We start from the raw sequence: 18610 nt of genomic DNA, 5'->3' as shown, positions 1-18610 counted from the left end.
TTCGGTCACGGTCACCCTCCCCGGCACAGGAGTGCGCCATACCACCCGAAACGGTGAAACCGGGTGTTACCGGGCTGACTCGGGTCGCGTGCGCGGGGTTCTGGTCATCCTCCGTCCGGGGCGTCGCGGTTCGCCCCGTCGGGCGGGGCGGGGGAGCGGGCTGATGGGCGCCCGTCGACGCGCGTCCGCCCTTCCGCGGGATCCGGCCAGGGGGTTCGGGGGCCGGTCCGTTGGCCGTATCGCGTCGTTACCGGGCCCCCGCCGGCGTGGTGGCATGTCCACGCCATTCCGCATCGATCGCTCCCCTCGAACGGAGAAACGGACATGCGCCTGCGCAGATTCGGCATCGCGGCGGCGGTCGTCGCCCTGACGGCCGTGGCGGCACCCGCCCGGGCCGGCGACGCCACCCCACCACCCGGCGTCGTCACCGTCGACGTGGTCACCGTCAACGGCTCGGGGTGCCCCCAGGGCACCGCCGACGTCGCCGCGGCCTCCGACAACACCGCGTTCACCGTCACGTACAGCAACTACCTTGCCCAGGCGGGCGGCGGTTCCGGCGGCACCGAGTTCCGCAAGAACTGCCAGCTCGGCCTGCGCATCCACGTACCCCAGGGGTTCACCTACGCCATCGCGCGCGCCGACTACCGCGGCTTCGCCCACCTCCAGCGTGGGGCCTACGGCCAGGAGCGCGCCAACTACTACTTCCAGGGCAACGCGCAGACCGCCCGCAGCACCCACCAGTTCAGCGGACCGCACTCCGACAGCTGGCAGGCGAGCGACTGGACGGCGTACGCCGACCTCGTCTGGGCGCCGTGCGGCGAGGACCGCAACCTCAACGTCAACACCGAACTGCGCGTCTACACCGGCAGTTCGAACCCGCAGGCCCTGAGCTTCATGAGCATGGACTCGACGGACGGCAGCGTCAGCACCGTCTACCACTTCGAGTGGAAGCGATGTCCCGCCGCCTCCTGACGCGGCGCGCGCGTTCCGGATTCCCGACTCACGGCCAGGAGTGACAACGATGTCTCATTCCCTGCCCCGTACCCTCCTCGTCGGAGGTGCGGTAGCCGCCCTGATCGCCGCGTCCTCGCCGGCCGGAGCCGCCGCGGGCACCGGCTCCGGCTCCGGCGGGCCGATCACGGCCCCGCCCGACAAGATCGTGATCGAACTCGCCACCGTCAACGGCTCCGGCTGCCGCGAGGGCACCGCCGAGGTCGCCGTCGCGCCCGACAACACCGCCTTCACCGTCACCTACAGCGAGTACCTCGCGCAGGTCGGCCCCGGTGCCCCGGCCACGGCCTTCCGCAAGAACTGCCAGCTCAACCTGCGCGTCCACGTCCCCTCGGGGTTCACCTACGCGATCGTGCAGGCCGACTACCGCGGCTTCGCCTTCCTCCAGCGCGGAGCCTGGGGGCAGGAGCGGGCGAACTACTACTTCCAGGGGATGCCGCAGACCTCCCAGCGCACCCACACCTTCAACGGTCCGCTCGACGACAACTGGCAGGCGACCGACAGGACCGAGTACGCCGACCTCGTGTGGGCGCCCTGCGGGGAGAAGCGCAACTTCAACATCAACACCGAACTGCGGGTGAACGCGGGCACCTCCCCGCCCACGGCCACCAGCTTCATGGCCATGGACTCCACCGACGCCAGTGTCAGCACCCTCTACCACCTGGCCTGGCAGACCTGCCCCACGCCCAGGGGCTGACGCTCCGGGTCCGAACGGTGGCGGCCCGCGCCCGGCCGCCCCGGTCGGGCCCGGAAAGAGACCGCGGGCCCGGCCCCCTGGCGAGGGGTCGGGCCCGCGGTCTCACTCGTGCGATGTGGTATGACTACCCGCCGGACGCGGGCGTTGAACCACGCACGGCTCCCGGAAGTCGTACGGCCGAACGATTCAGGACAGCTTGCCGCCGTAGTCCGGGAGCTTGACGGTGCGCTCGGCGTGCCCGCCGACGAGGTCGCTCTCCTTGTTGCCGATGTTGGCGATGATCGTGTAGCCGCGGGACTCGATCTCGGCGCGCTTGCCCGTCTTGTACGCGCTGACCTCGTCGAAGAGGTCGGGCAGGTCGCGCACGTAGAGACCGGAGACCGGGTAGCCGACGGACTTCAGGTTCCGCTCGGTCAGCGAGTAGACGATGCCGGGGCGGGCGGTGACGAAGAAGATCGCCACTCCGCGTTCCTGCGCGTGCCGGGTCAGGTCGCGGACCTTGGCGATCGCGGGGGTCGGCTGGACCCAGAACCAGTGGAAGTCCGTCTCCAGCGAGGTGTTGTCGATGTCGAGGACGATGGCCTGCTTCTCACCGGGTCGGGCGTCCGCGATCCGCTGCTCGATGGCCGGGCGGGCGGCGTCGACGACGGAGGCCACGTCGCGCTGCCACGTGGCGTAGTCGATGCCGAGGATCTTGGCGTTCCCGCCGGGCGCGGAGGCGGTGGCGGAGCCGGTGGCGGCCGCGGTCGACGAGAGGGCGGCGGGGGCGGCGGCGGGGGCCGCCGCGGCGGCGCCGGCGGGCAGCAGGGCCAGGGCGGTGGTGGCGGCCACGGCGAGCGAAAGGGCCGTGGTGCGGCGGGTGGTGGCGTTGGTGCGGCGGGTGATGCGCATGTGGGGGACGCTCCTCGGTCGCGCGTTGGCATGTACGCGATCAGATTCGGGGAGTGTCGAACACATGTCTACTGGTCGGTAGGAAACTTTTCGTGGCCGCGCGATGAATGGCGGCACCCGGCCGCCCCCCGATCGCGCCCCGGGGGTTCAGGTGACGCACTCCAGCACCGTCCGACACAGTCCGCACCGCGCCCGCAGCGCCCCCGCGCGCACCGGCACCCGCAGCCCCTGGCCGCACACCGGGCAGGGGAACGTCACCCGCCCCCGGCCGTCGGGGCCCCGGTCGAACTCCGCCGCCCCCGCGCGCAGGCGCCGGGCGTAGCGCAGGCGCTCCCGGGCGCAGGCGGCGGCCGGCGGGGCGCGGCGCAGGTCCCGGGCGGCGTGCGCGCGACCGTGCCGCCAGGCCTCGTAGGCGTGCGGGCCGGTGAACCGGGGGGAGGGGTCCTCGTCGAGGTAGGCGGCGCGCTTGGCGAGGACGAAGCCGAACTCCTCGGGGGTGAGGTGGCCGAGCCGCTGGTGGGTGAGCGCGTCCTCGCGGTAGGCGTCGAGGAGCGGCAGGCCGGGTCCGAGGAGGGTGGCGGCGGTGTCGGTGAGGACCTCGTTCGCGGCGGTCGTCGGGAAGGTCGACTCCAGCCGGTGCGGCAGGACGTGGGTGACCTCGTGGGCCAGGACGGCGGCCAGGTCCCCGCGGTGGACGCGGAAGCGGTCGTTCACCTCGACGAAGTACACCGGCCCCGGGCCCGGTTCGACGACGGCCGCGTCCCGCATCGGCTTGAACGCGACCACCACGCGGGCCTCGGGCAACCGCAGCGAACGCACCACGGCGGAGGCCACCCGCTGCGCCCCGAGGTGCAGGTCCTCGTCCGGTCCGAACGCCGCGTCGGCGGGGGAGAGGCCCACGTCGTAGGCGCGCACCCCCTCGGCGGACAGGCGGCGGAAGACGGCGGTGATCGCCTGGCGGACCGTGTCCAGGCGCGGAAATCCGTGCTCCACGGGGCTGCCGCGCCCCCGGCTTTGCGTCATGGCGTCCCCCGGGCCGGAAATTGTCCGAAAACGCGTTCTTGTTGTCCGTCGCATGGCGGATGTGTCATGGACTCGTCATTCACCCGATGACAGCGCGCACAGCCCAACCCCCCACGAAAGGCAGTGTGTTGACCGTGGCCACCTTGCCGAGCATCCTCAAGCGCTCCCTCGCCGTCGGCGCCGTCGCCCTCGCGGCCGTCAGCCTCCAGCCCGCCAACGCCGGCGCCGCCCCCGCCCCCGTCGTCGGCGGCACCCGCGCCGCCCAGGGCGAGTACCCGTTCATGGTCCGCCTCTCCATGGGCTGCGGAGGCGCCCTCTACACCCAGCAGATCGTGCTCACCGCCGCCCACTGTGTGAACGGCTCCGGCAACAACACCTCCATCACCGCCACCGCCGGAGTCGTCGACCTCCAGAGCTCCAGCGCCATCAAGGTCAAGTCCACCAAGGTCCTCCAGGCCCCCGGCTACAACGGCCAGGGCAAGGACTGGGCGCTGATCAAGCTCGCCAAGCCCATCAACCTCCCCACCCTCAAGATCGCCGACACCAAGGCCTACGACAACGGCAACTTCGCCGTCGCCGGCTGGGGCGCCACCCGCGAGGGCGGCGGCCAGCAGCGCTACCTCATGAAGGCCACCGTCCCCTTCGTCTCCGACGCCGCCTGCAAGACCGCCTACGGAAGCTCCCTCGTCCCCGGCGAGGAGATCTGCGCCGGCTACAACCAGGGCGGCGTCGACACCTGCCAGGGCGACTCCGGCGGCCCCATGTTCCGCCGCGACAACAACAACGCCTGGATCCAGGTCGGCATCGTCAGCTGGGGCGAAGGCTGCGCCCGCGCCGGATACCCCGGCGTCTACACCGAGGTCTCCACCTTCGCCAACGACATCCGCAACGCGGCCGCCGGCCTGTAGCCGACCCCGCCCCGCCCCACCCCCGCACGGCCCCACGCCCTCGTCCTTCCGGCCGGCCGCGAACCGGCCGGAAGGGCGAGGCGCGCCCGCCCGCCCGTACCTACCGTGGAAGACGCTGTGACGGGGCCGAAGCAGCGCCCGCCCCGCCCCGCCACCCCCTCCCGACAGCCCCCCGAGCGGTTGCGGGCCGGCGCACGCGCGGGTCCCATGGGAAGGATCCATCGGCGGCAGCGGGCGACAGTGGGGCAGGCAGCGCATGACGATCAAAGTGGTCATCGCCGACGACCAGGAGATGGTCAGAACCGGCTTCCGGATGATCCTCGAAAGCCAATCCGACATGGAGGTCGTCGCCGACGTCGTCGACGGGGAGGCCGCACTGGCCGCCGTCGACGCACACCGACCGGACGTCCTCCTCCTCGACATCCGCATGCCCCGCCTCGACGGCCTCGAAGTCACCCGCCGCCTCGGCGGCCGGGACAAGCCGCGCATCGTCATCGTCACCACCTTCGACCTCGACGAGTACGTCCACGCGGCGCTCCACGGCGGAGCCTCCGGCTTCCTCCTGAAGGACGCGAGCCCGGCCATGCTGGTCGAGGCCGTCCGCGCCGCCGCCGTCGGGGACTCCCTCGTCTCGCCCGCCATCACCGTACGACTGCTGCGCGAGATGGCCCCCCGCCTGCCCGCCGGCCAGGCCGCCCGCCGCCCCGCCGAACCCCTCACCGAACGCGAACGCGACGTCGTCCTGTGCCTCGCGCGCGGACTGACCAACGCCGAGATCGCCGGCGAACTCTTCGTATCGCTGTCCACCGTCAAAACCCACCTGGCGAACGTCCAGGTCAAGCTGGACGCCCGCAACCGCGTCGAGATCGCCGCCTGGGCCTGGGAAAGCGGCCTGGCCACCGCCTCATGATCCCGAGCGGTACGGTCCCGCCCGGTCCGGCGCCACGCACGGCGGTACCCGCCACGGCCCGGGGCGGTGTCGCGTCCCGTACGCCGGGCGGCCCGGCGCCGTCTGCGGCGCGCCCCCGCAGGGCCCGACGTACGGCAACGCACCGCCAGGCCCCCTGCCCGGTTCCCCGCCAGGCCCCCTGCACGGCCCTCCGCCGCTCGGCCCTCCGCCACCCCGCCCTCCGCCGCCCGGCCCTTCGCCCGGCGCGCCCGCGCCCGGCCGGCCTCCGCGCCCGCGCCCCGCGTCGGGCGGGGGCGTGAGCCCCCTCGCCGGCTGGGCGCGCCGGCACCCCCGCGCCGCCGACCGGATCCGGCTCCTGCTCTCCCTGATCCTCCTCGCCCTCGTCACCTTCGAGGGCGTCGTCCTCGCCCGCCAACCCAGCGCCCCGCACGCCGCCGTCTGGATCTCGGGCATCCTCGTCTGCCTCGCCGCCGCACCCTGGCCCCGCGTCCCCCTCGTCCCCCGCGCCTGGTTCGCCGCGGCCACCACCTGGACCGTCACCCTCCTGCTCATCTTCGGCAACCACCCCATCGTCGTCTGGGGCGGCGGCGAGGCCATCGCCCTCCTCGTCCTGCTCTCCCAGATCCTCCTGCGCGCCCCCGCCCGCACCGCCGCCGTCCTCGGCCCCCTCCTCGGCCTCGGCTGCATGGCCGTCCCCGTCCGCGACACCGACCCCGGACGCTTCACCCTCCTCTTCTCCGTCCTCGCCGTCGTCGTCGGCGCCTACTCCCTGCTCCTGCGCCTCCAGGCCGTCCAACGCGTCCGCGACCTGCGCGCCGTCCGCACCGCCGAACGCCTCGAACTCGCCCGCGAACTCCACGACCTCGTCGCCCACCACGTCACCGGCATCGTCGTCGAGGCCCGCGCCGCCCGCTTCACCCGCGTCTCCGCCGAACACGCCGCCGAGATCTTCGGCCGGATCGAAACCGCCGGCGACGAAGCCCTCGGTTCCATGCGCCGCCTCGTCAAGATCCTCCGCGAGGACGACGGCACCACCGACGCCCGCACCCCCGTCGCCGGCCTCGCCGACATCCGCCGCCTCACCGAACGGTTCTCCGCCACCGGCCCGCCCGTCGTCCTCCACGTCGAGGAGGGACTCGACACCCGACTCCCCGGCGATGTCGCCGCCACCGCCCACCGCATCGTCCTCGAAGCCCTCACCAACATCGCCAAGCACGCCGCCGGCGCCACCACCGTCCGCGTCGGCCTGCGCACCGTCCCCACCGGCCTCGAAATCCGCATCGCCGACGACGGAGGACGCCCCGCCAAACTCTCCGAGAAGGCCCGCGGCGGCGGCTACGGCCTCGCCGGCATGACCGAACGCGCCGAGGCCCTCGGCGGCTCCCTCACCGCCGGCCCCACCCCCCAGGGCGGCTGGCTCGTCACCGCCACCCTGCCGCTGTGAACCGGCCGGCCGGCCGTCTCACGGACCGACCGAGCCGCCGGACCCGCCCAGCGGCCACGTAAGCTCAAGAACCATGAACAACAGCGACACCGACCGCATCGACGAGTCCGTCACCGCCGAACTGTCCCGCCTGCGCGACAGCATCGACAACATCGACGCCGCCGTGGTCTACATGCTCGCCGAGCGCTTCAAGTGCACCCAGCAGGTCGGCTACCTCAAGGCCGACCACGAGCTCCCGCCGGCCGACCCCGCCCGCGAGGCCAGCCAGATCGACCGCCTGCGCCGGCTCGCCGAGAGCGCCAAGCTCGACCCGGCCTTCGCCGAGAAGCTCCTCAACTTCATCATCGCCGAGGTCATCCGCCACCACGAGACCATCGCCGCCGGCGAGGAGTAGACCCGCCGCCGGGCCCCCGCCGGGCGCCGCCCCGGGGGTGTCCGGGGCCCCGGCGCCCACGTCGGGCAGCATGGCCCCATGTCCGCACTGACGCGCACCGAAGCGCACGCCCGAGCCCAGCTCCTCGACGTCCGGAACTACGACGTCAGCCTCGACCTCACCACCGGCGACGAGACCTTCCACTCCGCCACCCTCATCCGCTTCACCGCACGCACCGCCGGCGACACCTTCGTCGAGCTGAAGCCCGAGGAACTGAGCTCCGCCACCCTCGACGGACACCCCCTCGACCCCACCACCCTCACCGACAACCGCCTCCCCCTCACCGGCCTCACCGAAGGCCCCCACGAGCTGCGCGTCGAGGCCCGCATGCGCTACTCCCGCACCGGCGAGGGCCTGCACCGCTTCACCGACCCCGCCGACGGCGAGACGTACGTCTACTCCCAGATGTTCCTCGACGACGTCCAGCGCGTCTTCCCCGCCTTCGACCAGCCCGACCTGAAGGCCGTCTTCGCGTTCACCGTCACCGCCCCCGCCCACTGGACCGTCCTCGCCAACGGCATCACCACCCGCACCGGCGAACGCCCCGCCGCCGCCGACCGCCCCGCCGCCGGCACCTGGACCTCCGCACCCACCCCCCTCATCCCCACCTACCTCGCCGCCGTCGCCGCCGGCCCCTGGCACAGCATCCGCACCGAACACGCCGGCCTGCCCTTCGGCATCCACTGCCGCCGCTCCCTCGCCCCCCACCTCGACGCCGACGCCGACGAGATCCTCTCCGTCACCACCGCCTGCTACGACCGCTACCACGAGAAGTTCACCGAGCCCTACCCCTTCGACTCCTACGACCAGGCCTTCGTCCCCGAGTTCAACGCCGGCGCCATGGAGAACCCGGGCCTGATCACCTTCCGCGACGAGTTCGTCTTCCGGTCCGCCGTCACCGACACCGAACGCCAGGGCCGCGCCATGGTCATCGCCCACGAGATGGCCCACATGTGGTTCGGCGACCTCGTCACCCTCGCCTGGTTCGACGACATCTGGCTCAACGAGTCCTTCGCCGAGTACATGGGCTACCAGACCCTCACCGAAGCCACCCGCTTCACCGGCACCTGGACCGAATTCGGCATGGTCCGCAAGCCCTGGGGCTACGACGCCGACCAGCGCCCCTCCACCCACCCCGTCGCCCCCGCCCCCGAAGACGTCCCCGACACCGCCTCCGCCCTCCTCAACTTCGACGGCATCTCCTACGCCAAGGGCGCCTCCGCCCTGCGCCAACTCGTCACCTGGCTCGGCGAGAAGGAGTTCCTCGCCGGCATCAACACCCACTTCGCCCGCCACCGCTTCGCCAACGCCACCCTCGCCGACTTCGTCGACTCCCTCGCCGCGCACACCGACCGCGACGTCCACGCCTGGGCCGACGCCTGGCTGCGCACCACCGGCATCGACACCCTCACCCCCCGCGTCCAGGACGGCCCCGCCGGCTGGACCCTCACCGTCGACCGCCGGGGCCACCGCCCCCACCGCATCACCGCCGGCGCCTACACCCGCACCCCCGGCGGCTTCCTCGAACGCACCGAACTCCTCGACCTCGACGTCCCCACCGACGAGGTCCTCTCCGTCGGCGGACTCCGCCCCGCCCTCCTCGTCCTCAACGACGGCGACCTCGGCTACGCCAAGATCCGCCTCGACGACACCTCCCTCGAAGCCGCCCTGCGCGAGACCTCCCGCATCCCCGACGCCCTCACCCGCGCCGTCGTCTGGGGCTGCCTGCGCGACATGGTCCGCGACGGCGAACTCGAACCCGCCTCCTACCTCGCCACCGCCGAAGCCCACCTGCCCGACGAGTACGACCTCGCCATCCTCCAGGGCGTCCTCGGCTTCGCCCGCAACCAGATCGCCGACCGCCTCCTCGACCCCGCCGACCGCACCGCCGCCCTCGACACCCTCACCGACATCGGCCACGCCCTGCTCGACCGCACCGAGGACGGCACCGAACCCGGAACGCGGCTCGCCGCCGTACGCTCCCTCATCGACAGAGCCACCCGCCCCGACACCATCGCCGCCTGGCTCGCCGACGGCACCGTCCCCGGCGGCCCCGCACTCGACCCCGAGCTGAGCTGGCGCATCCTCGCCCGCCTCGCGGTCCTCGGCGCCGTCGACGAGGCTGACATCGACGCCGCCCTCGCCGCCGACCCCAGCGCCACCGGCCAGGAAGGCGCCGCCCGCTGCCGCGCCGCCCTGCCCACCCCCGAGGCCAAGGCCGCCGCCTGGAACCGCCTCTTCCACGACGACAGCCTGTCCAACTACCTCTTCAGCGCCACCGCCCAGGGCTTCTGGCAGCCCGAACAGGCCGCACTCGTACGGGACTACGTGCCCCGCTACTACGCCGACGTCGTCGCCCTCGGCACCCGCCGCGGCCCCGCCATCGCCGAAGCCGCCGGCCGCTGGGCCTTCCCCGCCCACGCCGTCGACGAGGAGAACCTCCGGGCCGGCCACACCTGCCTCCAGGACCCCGACGTCATCCCGCTCCTGCGCCGCAAGCTCGTCGACCAACTCGACGACCTCGCCCGCGCCCTCCGCGTCCGCACCTCTGCGCCGACCCCGTAACCCCGCGCCGGGGCCGCCCGCGAAGCCCCACCCCGAGCCCGGGTGCCGGGCCGCGGCCCCCGGCCGGCTGCCCGGCCCGGCGCCGTCAGGCCGGGCTCTCCGGCCCGCCCCCGGCGGGCATCCGGGCCCGGCGGGCATCCGGGCCCGGCCCCCGGCCCGGCCCGGCCCCCGGCCCGGTTCCGGCCGGGCCCCGGCCTCACGGCCCCGGCCTCACGGCCCCGGCCTCACGGCCCCGGCCTCACGGCCCCGGCCCGGCCTCACGGCTGCGTGCCTCCGGCTCCGCCCCCGTGTTCCAGGCTTCCGGGCCCCGACCTCAGGCTCCGCACGTCGGGCGGGCCGACGTCGGGCGCGGCGGCGTCCAGGCCCGTGCCCCGGGCCCGGCGTGGCAGGCCCGGTCCTGACGCCGGCCCTCCCGGGTACCCCGCCCCGCGACCGGGCCCGCACCTCGGGTCCCGGTCCCGCCCCGCCGCCCGGCGCCGCGGGCCGCCCGGCGGATCTCGGATCCGGCCATCGGGCGGCGGGGCGGGGGAGTCGCCGACCGGGGGCGCGCCGGGGCCCCGCGGAACCCGCCCACCGGCGGCCACCCGCGCCTTCGCGCCCCCGGGCCCCCACCCGCCGGGCCGACGTCCCGCCCCGCCCCGCACCCGCCGCGCGTCCGGAAACCGACGCCCGACACACCCCGGCGGTTACCCCATTCGGGTCGGATCGTTGTACCGCCCGGGTGTCCCGCCCGGCCCAGGCCTCCACCGCGCGCAGCCGCACCCCACCGCACCCCCGCCGCGCCCGGCCCGCCCCCGAAGGACCCCGCATGACAGCGCCCGCAACCCCGCCACCCCTCGCCGGAGGCGGCCGGACCGGCGCCGACGCCCTGCGCCCCCTCCTCGACACCGTCCTGACGGCCCTGCGCACCGGAGCCGAGGAACGCGGCGGCCCCCTCCCCGCCGGCGGCCCCGACGCCGTCACCGCCCGCGTCACCGCCGCACTGGGCGACGTACTCCCCGACCGGGGCACCGGAGACCACGAAGCCCTGCGCACCCTCGTCCACACCCTCGCCGCAGGCGCCGCCGATCCCGCCCACCCCCTGTGCGCGGCCCACCTGCACTGCCCGCCCCTCGCCGTCGCGGCCGCCGCCGACCTCGCCGCCACCGCCCTCAACCCCTCCCTCGACTCCTGGGACCAGGCCCCCGCCGCCTCCACCGTCGAGGCCCTCCTCACCCGCACCCTCGCCGCCGAGTTCTACGGCACCCCCCGCGCCGACGCCGTCCTCACCACCGGCGGCACCGAGGCCAACCAACTCGCCGTCCTCCTCGCCCGCGAACACCACGGCCCCCACCTCGCCGTCCTCCACGGAGCCAACGCCCACCACTCGATCCCCCGCGCCGCCTGGCTCCTCGGCCTGCCCCCCGCCACCGCCCTCCCCACCCCCACCGGCACCCTCGACCCCGCCGTCCTCGACGAGGCCCTCGCCCGCATCCCCGGACCCGCCCTCGTCACCGCCACCGCCGGCACCACCGACGCGGGCCTCATCGACCCCCTCGACGCCCTCGCCGACGTCTGCGCCCGCCACCGCGCCACCCTCCACGTCGACGCCGCCTACGGGGGCCTCCTCGCCCTCCACCCCCACCGCCGCGCCGCCCTCACCGGCATCGACCGCGCCGTGAGCATCACCGCCGACCTGCACAAACTCGGCTGGCAACCCGTCGCCGCCGGCCTCCTCGCCGTCCCCGACACCAGCCGCCTGGCCCCCCTGGCCCACCAGGCCGACTACCTCAACGCCGACGACGACACCGAAGCCGGCCTCCCCGACCTCCTCGGCCGCTCCCTGCGCACCACCCGCCGACCCGACGCCTTCAAGATCGCCGTCACCCTGCGCTCACTCGGCCGCGACGGCCTCGCCCACCTCGTCGACCTCACCTGCGCCGCAGCCCACCGGCTCGCCGAACTCCTCGACGCACACCCCCGCTTCGAGCTCCACGCGCACCCCACCCTCACCACGGTCCTCTTCCGCCCCACCCCCGCGGACGACACCCACCTCGCCGCCCTGCGCCGCACCCTCCTCCACGACGGCACCGCCGTCCTCGGCCGCGCCACCGCGGACGGCCGCCTCTGGCTCAAGGCCACCCTCCTCAACCCCCACACCACCCCGCGGGACCTGGACACCCTCGTCACCCTCCTGGAAGGCAGAACCCACCGATGACCGCGCACCTCGATACGCCCCACGACCTCGTCGGAATCGGCATCGGCCCCTTCAACCTCTCCCTGGCCGCCCTCGCCCACGGCCTGCCCCGCCAGGGAGTCGACCCCCTCGCCACCGTCTTCTTCGACCAGCGCCGCGACTTCCGCTGGCACCCCGGACTCCTCATCGACGGAGCCGCCCTCCAGGTCCCCTTCCTCGCCGACCTCGTCACCCTCGCCGACCCCGCCAGCCCCTGGACCTTCCTCAGCTACCTCAAGCACAGGGAACGCCTCTTCCCCTTCTACTTCGCCGAGCGGTTCCACATCCAACGCGCCGAGTACGACGCCTACTGCCGCTGGGTCTCCGGCCGGCTCCCCGACCTCCACTTCGGCCACCAGGTCGACGCCGTCCGCTGGAACCCCGAACGCGACCTCTTCGAAGTCGACTACACCCGACTCGACACCGACGGCGAAGTCGAGGCCCTCGGCCGCACCCACACCCGCAACCTCGTCCTCGGCGTCGGCACCGCCCCCTACGTCCCCGAACCCCTGCGCCCCCTCGCCGACGCCCCGACCGTCCCCGTCATCCACTCCGCCGACTACCTCGACAACCGCCAACGCGTCCTCGCCGCCGACCACGTCACCGTCATCGGCTCCGGACAATCGGGCGCGGAGGTCTTCCTCGACCTCCTGCGCGCCCGCCCCACCGGCCGCGAAGGCCTCAGCTGGCTCGCCCGCACCCCCGCCTTCGCCCCCATGGAGTACTCCAAGCTCGGCCTCGAACACTTCACCCCCGACTACACCCGCTACTTCCACGCCCTCCCCGAGCCCGTCCGCGACCGCCTCGTCCCCACCCAGTGGCAACTCCACAAGGGCATCGACACCGCCACCCTCGCCGCCATCCACGAGGAGCTCTACCGCCGCACCCTCGACGGCGGCTGGCCCGACGCCGTCCTCACCCCCGGCGTCACCGTCCGCACCGCCGGCCGCGTGGCCACCACCAAGATCGAGCTCCACCTCGAACACGCCCAACAGGGCACCCGATCCCGCCTCACCACCGACGCCGTCATCCTCGCCACCGGCTACCGCGAACGCCCCCTCACCAGCCTCCTCGCGGGCCTCGACCCCTACATCCGCAAGGACTCCTCCGGCCGCCCCCGCGTCGACGACCGCTACCGGATGGTCCTCGACCCCTCCGTCACCGGAACCGTCTTCGTCCAGAACGGCGAACGCCACACCCACGGCATCGGCGCCCCCGACCTCGGCCTCGCCGCCTGGCGCAGCGCCGCCATCCTCAACACCCTCACCGGCAAGGAGCCCTACCCCCAACCCCTGCGCACCGCCTTCACCACCTTCGGCCTCGAACAGCGCGAACACACCCGCCCCCACCCCGCCGTCGAACTCCTGCCCCTCGTCGAACACCCCTAGGGCCTGTCGACTGTGTAACATCCGACTTCGGACAGGGGTCATTACCGTCACCGCTCGGAGGGGTGTCCGCATGTGGGAGATCGCACGCTCGTGGGTCCACGGATGGAGCGCCTCACGGAGCACACCCGAACCGGTCGACACACCGTGGGGCCTGACCGTCCGGGTCGGACTGCCGACCCAGACCGTCCGTCACGTCCTGCTCGACACCGCCCCCGACACCGCCCGCGCCCTCATCGACGCGACCACCGAACCCGCCACCTGGATCAAGGGGTTCCTCGCCCCGGACCGCATGCGACCGTGGTTCCCGCCCCACTGGCAACCCACCGAACCCGGCTTCCTGATGGCCGTCGACCTGCGCCCGCCGTCCCCCGTACGCACACCCGACGGGTACACCGCCATGATCGAGGCCACCCCCGACCTCATCACCGCGCGCCTCCTGACCGCCGACGGACGACCCGCCGCCCGCGGCCAGGTCGGCCTCGCCGCCGGAGCCTGCGTCTTCGACCAGATCATCACCGAGGAGAACCACCAACGCCGCGGCCTCGGAACCGTCGTGATGGCCACCCTCACCCGCGCCGCCCTCGACCAGGGCGCCACCACCGGCATCCTGGGCGCCACCCTCCAAGGACGGGCCCTCTACGAAACCCTCGACTGGAAGGTCCTCGCCCCCCTCACCGGCTTCGTCCACCGACCCGCCGGCCCCTGAACCGACGCGGGGCCGGGGCCCGCCACCGCGCACCCCGACCCCGCGACCACCGACCCCGCGCACCCCGACCCCGCGAGCACCGACCCGGCGAGCACCGACCCGGCGAGCACCGGCCCTCGGAAGACCGGCGGCCCCTAGAAGACCGGCACCCCGTCCCGCGTCAGCCGCCAGTCCACCGAGGCGAACCGCGCCGGATCCACCGTCCCCTCCGCCTTCACCCACTGGATGATCGTGTTGCGGATCTCGTCCGAATCCGCCCACAACTGCCGCGCCTGCGGAACGTGCGGGAAGTTGCCCCCGCCCGAAGCCCGGTAGTTGTTCACCGCGAACACGAACCGGGCCTCCGGCTCCACCGCCTTCCCCCCGAAGGACAACCCCACGATCCGCGAACCCACCGGCCGCGCGATGTCCACGTCGTACGTCAGCCCGTACACCGCGTCGTAGTTGTAGTCCGGCACGCCCTCGGAATTCGTCAGCTTCGCCGGATCCACCACCTCACCCGCCGCCGTCCGCACGTAGTACCGCGCCGAGTACTCCAGGTAGTCCTTCAGCTGCGCACCCGTCAGCAGCCGCGCCTCCAGCGTGTTCTCGAACGGGTACAACCCCGCCGCGTCCCGGATCGTCACCTTCCCCGCCGGTATCGCCGCCGTCCGCGAGAAACACGACGCCTGCGACAACACCGGCAGCGCCGCCCACTCCGTACCCGCCAGCGCCGCCTTCACCGTCTCCGCCTGCACGTGGTTGATCAGATCGATGATCGGCACGTCCTTCACCGGACCCTCCGCCGAGGACATCGCCCGCGTCGACGTACCGATCACCTGGTTCACGTACGCCACCACCTTGCGGTGCTCGTCCGACAGCAACCGCGTGATCTTCGGGTCCTCGGCCACCGTGTTCGAGTTCACCACCCGCGCCGCGACCTTCGCCACCGACCAGCGGCCCCGCTCCCACGACAGCTCGAAGTCGAACAGCGTCAACCGCTGCCCCCACTTCAACGGCTCCGACAGGACCACGTCCTTGCCCGTCGCCCGGTTCTTCACCCGGTACTCCGGGATCTCCGTGTGCGCGTGCCCCACCAGGATCGCGTCGATCCCCGGCACCTGCTCGGCCACCAACGCCGCCGCGTTCTCGACGTGCGGCAACTGGTCACCGTACGAGGACGTACCGCTCGAACCCGAGTGCGCCGACACGATCACCACGTCCGCGCCCATCGACCGAAGCCGCGGCACGTACTTCGCCGCCTGCTCCTCCAGCCCCGGGAACGTCATCTTCCCCTGCACGTTCGCCTTGTCCCACAGCGCGATCCCCGGATTCGTCAGACCCAGCACCGCCACCTTCACGTCCCGACCGTGCGGCGTGCGCAGCCGGTGCATGCTGTACGGCGCGAACGCCGGCCGCAGCGTCTTCGCGTCCAACGCGTTCGCCCCCAGCAGCGGGAAATCACACTGCTCCTCGAACTTGCGCAGCACCGGGATCCCGTAGTTGAACTCGTGGTTCCCCAGCGCCGCCGCGTCGTACCCGATCGCGTTCATCGCCTGCGCCATCGGATGAACCGGACCACGCCGCGCCGTGATCGGATCCACCTTCGCGTAGTAGTACGACAACTGCGTGCCCTGAATGGTGTCACCGGCATCGATCAGCAGCGTGTTGCGCCGCCCCTTCTCGGCCCGCACCTGGTTCACCAGCGTCGAGATCTTCGCCAGACCCACGTCGTTGTGCGCCTTGTCGTCGAACTCCTTGTCCGTGAAGTAGTCCCAGTTGAAGACGTTCCCGTGCAGATCGGTCGTCCCCATCACGGTGAACGCGTACGTACGCGGCCCCCCGTGCGCCGCCGCCGGGGTGCTCGTGGCCCCCGCCAGGGCCACGGCCGCACCCGTCGCGGCCGAAGCCCCCATGAAAGTCCTACGGTCGAACGCCATGCCATCTCCCCTTGTGAGGCGTGTAGTGAGGCGTGTTACGAAGCGTGAACAACGCGCGTAGATTCTGACCCACCAGTAACAAGGCGCAACACCCCCGTCAGGTTTCGATCCGATGACCACACCCGAACGGGCGACAGTGCGAGAGTGAAACCATGACCCAGGACACCACGCACCAGCCCTACGGAACCCCCGAAGTGCCCCGCGTCGCCGTCCGCGGCGAAGCCCACATCGAAGTCGACCCCGAGATCGCCCGCATCGGCATCACCGTCACCGCACGCGGCACCGACCGCCGCACCGCCCTCGAAGACCTCACCCGCCGAAACAACGCCGTCCTCGACCTCGTCAAGAGCTACGGCGACCCCGTCGAAAAACTCGAAACCGGCACCTTCTCCATCACCCCCGAACTCACCCGCCACGGCCGCGGCGAACGCGTCCGCGCCTACCACGGCCGCGTCCACCTCACCGCCGAGATCGCCGACTTCACCACCCTCGGAGAACTCACCACCCGCCTCGCCGACCTCGAACTCACCCAGGTCGACGGCCCCTGGTGGGCCCTGCGCCCCACCTCGCCCGCCCACGGCGAAGCCCGCCGCCAAGCCGTCCTCGAAGCCGTCCAACGCGCCCGCGAATACGCCCGGGCCCTCGGCGCCGACCTCGCCGCCCTCGTCGAACTCGCCGACCTCGGGGCGGAGAACGCCGCCCCCGTCGCCATGTCCGCCCCCGCCGGCACGTTCCGCGCGATGGCCTACGGCGACACCGAGGAAGCCGGCGCCCCGCCCCTCGACCTCGAACCCCAACGACAGACCGTCCACGCCCAGGTCAACGCCCGCTTCACGATGACCCCGCCCCGGCTCTGAACCACCCACCCGGGGGTGCTCATCGGAGCACCCCCACGCACATTCAACATATGTCAACAACCTTTCGCATAAAGGTTGTTGAGTGGACACCGGGAACCAATTTCCTACTGTCTGGTAGGGGCATACCCTCGCCCCATGCGCCGAGCAAAAATCGTATGTACCCTGGGCCCCGCCACCGACTCATACGACCAGATCAAAGCACTGGTCGAAGCCGGAATGGACATCGCCCGATTCAACCTCAGCCACGGCACCTACGCCGAACACGAGGAGCGCTACCAGCGCGTACGCAAGGCATCCGACGAGACCGGCCGCAGCGTCGGCATCCTCGCAGACCTTCAAGGCCCGAAGATCCGACTCGGCCGCTTCCACGAAGGCCCCGTACTCCTTGAACGCGGCGACGAGTTCACCATCACCACCGAACACCACCAGGGCGACCGCCACACCTGCGGCACCACCTACCCCGGCCTCGCCGCCGACGTCACCACCGGCGAACGCATCCTCGTCGACGACGGCCGCGTCACCCTCGAAGTCACCGCCGTCGACGGCCCCCGCGTCCACACCCGCGTCATCGAAGGCGGCATGGTCTCCGACCACAAGGGACTCAACCTCCCCGGCGTCGCCGTCTCCGTCCCCGCCCTCTCCGACAAGGACATCGAAGACCTCCGCTGGGCCCTGCGCACCGGCGCCGACGTCATCGCCCTCTCCTTCGTCCGCACCGGCCGCGACATCGAGGACGTCCACCGCGTCATGGACGAGGAAGGCCGCCGCCTCCCCGTCATCGCCAAGATCGAAAAGCCCCAGGCCGTCGACAACATCGACGACATCGTCGCCGCCTTCGACGGCATCATGGTCGCCCGCGGAGACCTCGGCGTCGAAATGCCCCTCGAACAAGTCCCCATCGTCCAAAAGCGCGCCATCAAACTCGCCAAGCGCAACGCCAAACCCGTCATCGTCGCCACCCAAATGCTCGACTCGATGATCGAGAACTCCCGCCCCACCCGCGCCGAAGCCTCCGACGTCGCCAACGCCGTCATCGACGGCACCGACGCCGTCATGCTCAGCGGCGAGACCAGCGTCGGCAAATACCCCGTCGAAACCGTCCGCACCATGGCCCGCATCGTCGAAGCCGCCGAAGAGGACATCCTCGCCAAGGGCCTGCCCCCGCTCACCGAACGCAACAAGCCCCGCACCCAGGGCGGAGCCGTCGCACGGGCCGCCGCCGAAATGGGCGACTTCCTCGGCGCCAAGTTCCTCGTCGCCTTCACCCAGAGCGGCGACACCGTCCGCCGACTGTCCCGCTACCGCTCACCCATCCCCCTCCTCGCCTTCACCCCCGACCCCGCCACCCGCTCCCAACTCAACCTCACCTGGGGCGTCGAAACCTTCCTCGGCCCCCACGTCGACTCCACCGACGCCATGGTCGGCCAGGTCGAGGAGGAACTCCTGCGCATCGGCCGCTGCGTCCCCGGCGACATCGTCGTCATCACCGCCGGCTCGCCCCCCGGCGTCAGCGGCAAGACCAACCTCGTCCGCATCCACCACATCGGCGACCCCGTCCGCTGACCCGCCCCCCCGCCCCCGCGTCGGGCCGAACCCGCCCGACGCGGTCTTGACCTCAACCAAAGTCCAGGTCCTACCGTCAC

The 18610-nt window shown here is 72.7% G+C and carries 15 protein-coding genes; 12 read left to right on the top strand and 3 right to left on the bottom strand.

What is annotated here, in order from left to right:
- The first annotated feature begins 324 nt into the window (after window positions 1-324).
- Together ACZ6ZI_RS00635 and ACZ6ZI_RS00630 are read left to right on the top strand one after the other, a co-directional pair.
- A complete protein-coding gene (locus ACZ6ZI_RS00635) occupies window positions 325-972 on the top strand; it encodes a DUF4360 domain-containing protein (protein WP_469513984.1) in 648 nt (215 codons plus the stop codon).
- A 49-nt stretch (window positions 973-1021) separates the two neighbouring features.
- A complete protein-coding gene (locus ACZ6ZI_RS00630; RefSeq protein ID WP_469513981.1) occupies window positions 1022-1708 on the top strand; it encodes a DUF4360 domain-containing protein in 687 nt (228 codons plus the stop codon).
- A gap of 186 nt (window positions 1709-1894) precedes the next feature.
- Here ACZ6ZI_RS00630 and ACZ6ZI_RS00625 read toward each other — a convergent pair whose 3' ends face one another.
- Together ACZ6ZI_RS00625 and ACZ6ZI_RS00620 are read right to left on the bottom strand one after the other, a co-directional pair.
- Complete coding sequence (locus tag ACZ6ZI_RS00625; RefSeq protein WP_469513978.1) at window positions 1895-2599, bottom strand: HAD family acid phosphatase; 705 nt, start codon at window positions 2597-2599, stop codon at window positions 1895-1897.
- Between the two features lie 147 nt (window positions 2600-2746).
- On the bottom strand, window positions 2747-3622 hold the full coding sequence (locus tag ACZ6ZI_RS00620) for a hypothetical protein (protein ID WP_469513977.1): 876 nt from the start codon (window positions 3620-3622) through the stop codon (window positions 2747-2749).
- Between the two features lie 125 nt (window positions 3623-3747).
- On the opposite strand from ACZ6ZI_RS00620, the gene ACZ6ZI_RS00615 reads away from it, so the two are divergent.
- The 8 genes from ACZ6ZI_RS00615 to ACZ6ZI_RS00580 all read left to right on the top strand — a co-directional run bounded on the left by ACZ6ZI_RS00615 (window position 3748) and on the right by ACZ6ZI_RS00580 (window position 14191).
- Window positions 3748-4530 carry a S1 family peptidase gene (locus ACZ6ZI_RS00615; protein ID WP_469515740.1) on the top strand — a complete coding sequence of 261 codons (783 nt, stop codon included), beginning with the start codon at window positions 3748-3750 and terminating at the stop codon, window positions 4528-4530.
- 256 nt (window positions 4531-4786) lie between these two features.
- On the top strand, window positions 4787-5440 hold the full coding sequence (locus ACZ6ZI_RS00610) for a response regulator transcription factor (RefSeq protein WP_363055782.1): 654 nt from the start codon (window positions 4787-4789) through the stop codon (window positions 5438-5440).
- 295 nt (window positions 5441-5735) lie between these two features.
- Window positions 5736-6884 carry a sensor histidine kinase gene (locus ACZ6ZI_RS00605; RefSeq protein ID WP_469513973.1) on the top strand — a complete coding sequence of 383 codons (1149 nt, stop codon included), beginning with the start codon at window positions 5736-5738 and terminating at the stop codon, window positions 6882-6884.
- Window positions 6885-6957: 73 nt separating this feature from the next.
- Window positions 6958-7278: a chorismate mutase gene (locus tag ACZ6ZI_RS00600; RefSeq protein WP_469513970.1), complete on the top strand. Its 321-nt coding sequence runs from the start codon at window positions 6958-6960 to the stop codon at window positions 7276-7278.
- A gap of 78 nt (window positions 7279-7356) precedes the next feature.
- Entirely contained in the window at window positions 7357-9882 is a 2526-nt protein-coding gene (gene pepN, locus ACZ6ZI_RS00595) for an aminopeptidase N (protein ID WP_469513968.1), read from the top strand.
- 808 nt (window positions 9883-10690) lie between these two features.
- Window positions 10691-12079 (top strand): pyridoxal phosphate-dependent decarboxylase family protein, encoded by a 1389-nt coding sequence (locus ACZ6ZI_RS00590; RefSeq protein WP_469513966.1) that lies wholly within the window; start codon window positions 10691-10693, stop codon window positions 12077-12079.
- Window positions 12076-13485 (top strand): lysine N(6)-hydroxylase/L-ornithine N(5)-oxygenase family protein, encoded by a 1410-nt coding sequence (locus ACZ6ZI_RS00585; RefSeq protein WP_469513964.1) that lies wholly within the window; start codon window positions 12076-12078, stop codon window positions 13483-13485. The genes ACZ6ZI_RS00590 and ACZ6ZI_RS00585 overlap by 4 nt, the downstream gene beginning before the upstream one ends.
- 70 nt (window positions 13486-13555) lie before the next feature.
- Window positions 13556-14191, top strand: coding sequence for a GNAT family N-acetyltransferase (locus ACZ6ZI_RS00580; protein WP_469513961.1), 636 nt, complete (start codon window positions 13556-13558; stop codon window positions 14189-14191).
- Window positions 14192-14325: 134 nt separating this feature from the next.
- Here the strand turns inward: ACZ6ZI_RS00580 and ACZ6ZI_RS00575 are convergent, their stop codons facing one another.
- On the bottom strand, window positions 14326-16110 hold the full coding sequence (locus tag ACZ6ZI_RS00575) for a bifunctional metallophosphatase/5'-nucleotidase (protein WP_469513958.1): 1785 nt from the start codon (window positions 16108-16110) through the stop codon (window positions 14326-14328).
- Window positions 16111-16262: 152 nt separating this feature from the next.
- Here ACZ6ZI_RS00575 and ACZ6ZI_RS00570 point away from each other — a divergent pair, with 152 nt between their 5' ends.
- The gene (locus tag ACZ6ZI_RS00570; RefSeq protein WP_469513955.1) at window positions 16263-16967 is read left to right on the top strand and encodes an SIMPL domain-containing protein; all 705 of its coding nucleotides are present in this window, start codon (window positions 16263-16265) and stop codon (window positions 16965-16967) included.
- Between the two features lie 135 nt (window positions 16968-17102).
- Window positions 17103-18530, top strand: coding sequence for a pyruvate kinase (gene pyk / locus ACZ6ZI_RS00565; protein WP_469513952.1), 1428 nt, complete (start codon window positions 17103-17105; stop codon window positions 18528-18530).
- Window positions 18531-18610: the final 80 nt, after the last annotated feature.

This window comes from Streptomyces sp. NPDC103540 (assembly GCF_055584445.1).
The sequence above is the reverse complement of the archived record's forward strand: the minus strand, read 5'-3'. Positions and strand labels throughout refer to the sequence as shown.

What these genes read in the sequence shown, in the direction of transcription:
- ACZ6ZI_RS00590 (WP_469513966.1), top strand. Translation starts at nt 10,691, where the DNA reads ATGACAGCGCCCGCAACCCCGCCACCCCTCGCCGGAGGCGGCCGGACC.
- ACZ6ZI_RS00630 (WP_469513981.1), top strand. Translation starts at nt 1,022, where the DNA reads ATGTCTCATTCCCTGCCCCGTACCCTCCTCGTCGGAGGTGCGGTAGCC.
- ACZ6ZI_RS00635 (WP_469513984.1), top strand. Translation starts at nt 325, where the DNA reads ATGCGCCTGCGCAGATTCGGCATCGCGGCGGCGGTCGTCGCCCTGACG.
- ACZ6ZI_RS00620 (WP_469513977.1), bottom strand. Translation starts at nt 3,622, where the DNA reads ATGACGCAAAGCCGGGGGCGCGGCAGCCCCGTGGAGCACGGATTTCCG.
- ACZ6ZI_RS00575 (WP_469513958.1), bottom strand. Translation starts at nt 16,110, where the DNA reads ATGGCGTTCGACCGTAGGACTTTCATGGGGGCTTCGGCCGCGACGGGT.
- ACZ6ZI_RS00580 (WP_469513961.1), top strand. Translation starts at nt 13,556, where the DNA reads ATGTGGGAGATCGCACGCTCGTGGGTCCACGGATGGAGCGCCTCACGG.
- pyk (WP_469513952.1), top strand. Translation starts at nt 17,103, where the DNA reads ATGCGCCGAGCAAAAATCGTATGTACCCTGGGCCCCGCCACCGACTCA.
- ACZ6ZI_RS00585 (WP_469513964.1), top strand. Translation starts at nt 12,076, where the DNA reads ATGACCGCGCACCTCGATACGCCCCACGACCTCGTCGGAATCGGCATC.
- ACZ6ZI_RS00625 (WP_469513978.1), bottom strand. Translation starts at nt 2,599, where the DNA reads ATGCGCATCACCCGCCGCACCAACGCCACCACCCGCCGCACCACGGCC.
- pepN (WP_469513968.1), top strand. Translation starts at nt 7,357, where the DNA reads ATGTCCGCACTGACGCGCACCGAAGCGCACGCCCGAGCCCAGCTCCTC.
- ACZ6ZI_RS00600 (WP_469513970.1), top strand. Translation starts at nt 6,958, where the DNA reads ATGAACAACAGCGACACCGACCGCATCGACGAGTCCGTCACCGCCGAA.
- ACZ6ZI_RS00570 (WP_469513955.1), top strand. Translation starts at nt 16,263, where the DNA reads ATGACCCAGGACACCACGCACCAGCCCTACGGAACCCCCGAAGTGCCC.
- ACZ6ZI_RS00610 (WP_363055782.1), top strand. Translation starts at nt 4,787, where the DNA reads ATGACGATCAAAGTGGTCATCGCCGACGACCAGGAGATGGTCAGAACC.